The sequence below is a fragment of the Clostridium sp. genome (assembly GCF_036639235.1).
GTDB lineage: Bacteria > Bacillota > Clostridia > Clostridiales > Caloramatoraceae > Clostridium_AB.
In genome coordinates, this window is sequence record NZ_JAVWJB010000077.1 from 1 (window position 1) to 5,052 (window position 5,052).

The 5,052-nt window shown below is 34.2% G+C and carries 3 protein-coding genes; all 3 read right to left on the bottom strand.

The genetic code is table 11. The features are described from left to right. Positions 1-25: 25 nt before the first annotated feature. Positions 26-3,595, bottom strand: coding sequence for a methionine synthase (gene metH / locus RR539_RS10350; RefSeq protein WP_332474357.1), 3,570 nt, complete (start codon positions 3,593-3,595; stop codon positions 26-28). Between the two features lie 79 nt (positions 3,596-3,674). Next, positions 3,675-4,508 carry a carboxylating nicotinate-nucleotide diphosphorylase gene (nadC, locus tag RR539_RS10355; RefSeq protein WP_332474356.1) on the bottom strand — a complete coding sequence of 278 codons (834 nt, stop codon included), beginning with the start codon at positions 4,506-4,508 and terminating at the stop codon, positions 3,675-3,677. A 10-nt stretch (positions 4,509-4,518) separates the two neighbouring features. Continuing rightward, positions 4,519-5,052: FAD-binding protein (locus RR539_RS10360; protein ID WP_332474355.1), on the bottom strand; the 534-nt coding region annotated here is incomplete at its 5' end.

Sequence of the window (5,052 nt, forward strand, 5' to 3'; positions counted from 1 at the left end):
CCATCAAATAGTCCCATTTTATCTCCTACTTTCTATAGTTATTTGCAAGCATCTTTTCTATAAAGTTTATGTCCTCTCCCTTTCTTCTAGCATAGTCTTTAAGCTGGGTAGCATCTATAGCATCTACTGCAAAGTACTTAGCATTATCATTAATAATGTATAATCCGCATACACTTGCTGTAGGATTCATCATAAAGCTATCAGTAAGCTCTACACCTGTTTCTTTTCCCTTAAGTAGCTTAAAAAGCTTAACTTTCTCTGAATGGTCAGGTAGACATGGATAACCTATAGCAGGTCTTATAACCTCTTTTTCAATGCTATTTTCATCTATTATATGACTAATTAGGTATTCTGAAAAGGCTTCAGCTAGTCTATTAGATAGGATTTTCACCATCATAGCACTGTATTGGTCTCCATTATCCTTATATTCTTTATATATCTTCTCTGATTCTTTTCCTGCTGTAACTATAAATCCACCAACATAATCATTAAATGGTGATACAAAGTCTGCCATTGATAAATTTATTCCATTTTCTGTTTTCTTTTGTTGTCTTATTGTGTTAAATCTATATGATTCATTTTCACTATATATCTCTATATCTTCACCTATAGACTTTGCATCAAAAAATCCATAAACTCCATGTATATTTATTTTTTCCTCAAGTTCATTAAGCATTGTTTTAGCATCATTATATAGCTTGTTAGCCTCTTCGCTATATCTCTCATCCTTAAGTACTGCTGGGAATGATTTGGGTATTCCCCACTCAAAGAAGAAGAATGACCAATCTATATAAGACTGTAAATCCTCTACCTTAAGACTTATAGACTTTCTTCCAAGTTCCTTAGGTTTATCTATTTTAACTCTATTCCAGTTGATTTTTAGTTTATTTTCCCTAGCTTCTTCAATACTTAAAAGCTTCTCATCCTCAGCCTTATACTTATTAATTATATTTTCATATTCACCATATGTAGAAGTTAAAAACTCTTCTCTAGCATCTTTTTTACATAATATTTTAGCAACTTCCACAGCTTTCGATGCATCTAATGTATGAACTATTCCGCCCCTGTATCTATCAGATAATTTAACAGCAGTATGAACCTTACTTGTAGTAGCTCCACCTATCATTATAGGTATGTCCATTCCCTCTGATTCCATCATATCAGCAACTATTCCCATTTCATCGAGTGACGGAGTTATAAGTCCTGATAGACCTACAATATCTGCATTATGTTCCTTAGCCGCCTTAACAATAGCCTCTGGTGGAACCATTATTCCAAGGTCTATTGTTTTAAAGTTATTACATGAAAGAACTACATCAACAATGTTTTTCCCTATATCATGTACATCTCCCTTAACTGTTGCAAGAACTATTGTACCTGATGTACTAGCTCCTCCTGCCTTTTCACTTTCTATATATGGCATAAGTGCGGCTACAGCTTTTTTCATAACCCTTGCGCTTTTTACAACTTGAGGAAGGAACATCTTCCCTTCACCAAATAAGTTTCCAACAGTTCTCATTCCATCCATTAATGGCCCTTCAATAACATCTAATGAACGAGGAAACCCTTCTCTTGCCTCTATTGCATCCTCTTCAACAAAATCTACAATACCCTTAATAAGTGCATACTTAAGTCTTTCCCTAACTGGTTCTTCTCTCCACTTAAGCTTATTTTCCTCTGTTTTTGCTGATTCACCCTTAAACTTTTCTGCAAACTCAATAAGCTCCTCAGAAGCATTTTTATGTGTGTTAAGAACCACTGCTTCTACCTTTTCAAGTAGCTCCTTATCTATTTCATCATAGATTTGAATCATAGATGGATTTAGTATTGCCATATCCATACCTGCATTTATAGCATGGTATAAGAACACTGAGTGTATAGCTTCTCTTATTACGTTATTACCTCTAAATGAGAATGAAAGGTTAGACAGTCCCCCTGATACATTTGCACCTGGAAGATTTTCCTTTATCCATTTAGTTGCTTTAATAAAGTCAATACCATAACTATCATGTTCCTCCATACCAGTAGCTATGGCTAGTATGTTAGGGTCAAATATAATATCTTCCCTTGGGAACTTAACCTTGTCCACTAATATGTCATATGCTCTTTTACAAACCTTTATTTTTCTTTCATATGTATCTGCCTGGCCAACCTCATCAAATGCCATAACGACAACAGCTGCACCCAGTCTTTTTATTTCCTTTGCAATATCAACAAATTCCTGTTCACCATTTTTAAGACTTATTGAGTTAACTATTGCTTTACCCTGTATACTTCTAAGACCCTTTAGTATTACTGAATACTTAGATGAGTCAATAACTACGGGAACCCTTGATATTTCAGGCTCTGATGCTAGAAGTTTTAGGAATATTTCCATTTCCTTTTCAGAGTCTAGCATTCCATCATCAAAGTTAATATCTATCGCTTGTCCACCATTTTCAACCTGATCCCTTGCAATAGACAGGGCCTCTTCATATTTTTTCTCACCTATAAGTCTTGCAAACTTCTTAGACCCTGCAACATTAGTTCTCTCTCCAATATTAAGGAAGTTATTTTCGCGACTAACACGAACTACCTCAAGACCTGCAAATCTAGTTTCAAGAGTCTTTTCCCTTGGAATTCTTGGAGCATAGTCCTTTACAAGGTCTGATATAGCCTTAATATGTTCATATGTAGTACCGCAGCATCCACCAACAATATTAATACTGCCCATTTCAAGCATTTCCTTAATAAATGATGCTGTTATCTCAGGCTTCTCATCATATTGTCCAAATCTATTAGGAAGTCCTGCATTTGGGTACACACTTACATAGTAAGGTACAGTTTCTGAAAGATTCTTAATAAATGGAATCAGATCACGTCCTCCAAATGAACAATTAAGTCCTACTGATATAACATTGTCGTTCTTAATAGATTCAACAAATGCATCTAGTGTTTGTCCTGATAGAGTTCTTCCACTTTTATCTGTAAGTGTTCCTGATATCATTATAGGAATGTTAAGTCCTCTTTTTTCATTAATAACATCTAGTGCATATATAGCACTTCTAGCATTCAGAGTATCGAATATGGTTTCTATTAATATAACATCAACTCCACCATCAATAAGAGCTCCTATCTGCTCTGAATATGCCTTAACCATTCCATCAAATGTAACCGCCCTATACCCTGGGTTTTCAACATCAGGAGATAGGGATAATGTTTTGTTCGTTGGTCCAACAGACCCTGCCACAAATCTTTTCTTGTTGTCCACCTTCTCAGCTTCATCTGCACACTGCCTAGCAAGTAAAGCCGCTCTATAATTAATATCATAAACATATCTTTCACAGCCGTAGTCTTCCTGTGATATTGATGTTCCATTGAAAGTATTAGTCTCAATAATGTCTGCCCCACTATCAAGATATCTTTCATGGATTTCACGTATTAACTCAGGTTTTGTTAATACTAAAATATCGTTATTCCCCTTTAACTGATATTTAGAATCCTTTAGTAAATCCCCTCTATAATCCTCTTCAGTAAGATTGTAATCCTGTATTGCGGTTCCCATAGCACCGTCAAGTACAAGAACTCTCTTTTTAAGCTCCTTTAATATACCCATGTCTCACCTCATACAAAATTTAAAATATTAGATACATATTAACTTGTTTACCACATTAAATCAATAACTTATAGTAAAATTAATCCACTAAGTTAAGACTAATATCTAAACTCTTTATTGTATGTGTTAAATCCCCTGTTGATATTATATCTACAGAAAGACTTGCTACCTTCTCTACAGTATCTAAATTAATATTTCCTGAGACCTCAACTATAGCTTTCTTGTCGATTATCTCAACTGCCTTTTTCATATCTTCATAATTCATATTATCAAGCATTATTATATCCGCATTATTTAATAATGCCTCATTTACCTCATCTATTGTAGAAACCTCAACCTCAACCCTCATTGTATGAGGTGCAATATCACGGGCCTTCTTAATAGCACTACCAATTCCACCAAGTGATTTAATATGATTATCCTTAATCATAATTGCATCACTTAAATTATATCTATGGTTATAACACCCACCTATCCTAACTGCATACTTTTCTAGTGGCCTAAGTCCTGGGGTTGTTTTTCTAGTATCAACAATCCTCGTATTAAGCCCCTTTACTATATTGCTATACATTCTTGACTTAGTTGCAATTCCACACATTCTTTGAAGAAAATTAAGTGCAGTTCTCTCTGCCTTAAGAATACTACTTCCTCTTCCTTCAATACTTAATACATCCTCACCCTTTAAAACATAATCACCTTCATTTTTAAGCTTATCAATCTTAACTAATGGGTCAATTTGTCTAAAACATTCAATAAATATATTAAGTCCACATAGAACCCCATCTTCTTTAAATGTTACCCTAGCCCTTGAAATAATAATATCCCCAATTAAGCTACTACTAAGATCTAGATAATTAATATCTTCCATTAAGGCTCTTTTCACTATATCTTCGTATACAATTCTATCTAGCATATTCTGCCTCCTAATCAATCCTATAAAACGCACCAAGATTCTCTCTTCTATTAATTGAAGAATTAATAATACTTCTTGCTACAATTGCCATATTTAAAGTCTCAAAATACTCTTTACTTCTTGAACTTGTCCTAGATAATATACTTAGAATCTCTTCTATTTCACTTTTCCCTAGTTTAAGAGATCTGCTGCTTCTTATTATAGAAACATTCTTATCCATTGTTTCTCCTATACGTGTTTTAATGGATTTAAAGTCAACACTATCATAGACTATTTCCTCACATGAAATAGCCTCTTCAAAGTTCAATGCATCTATATTAATTGAAGCCTTCATTGAAATATTATTAGCTATTATTTTCCCATAAACAATAGCCTCTAAGAGCGAATTACTAGCAAGTCTATTTCCTCCATGTACTCCTGTTCTTGCACACTCACCACATGCATAAATATCCTCTATACTAGTCATGCCATTAAGGTCTACCTTAATCCCCCCCATTATATAGTGCTGTGCAGGTGAAACCTTAATATAATCCTTAGATATATT

Bases quoted from the DNA above. Each gene is read 5' to 3' on its own strand.
- metH (WP_332474357.1), bottom strand. From the start codon at position 3,595: ATGGGTATATTAAAGGAGCTTAAAAAGAGAGTTCTTGTACTTGACGGT.
- nadC (WP_332474356.1), bottom strand. From the start codon at position 4,508: ATGCTAGATAGAATTGTATACGAAGATATAGTGAAAAGAGCCTTAATG.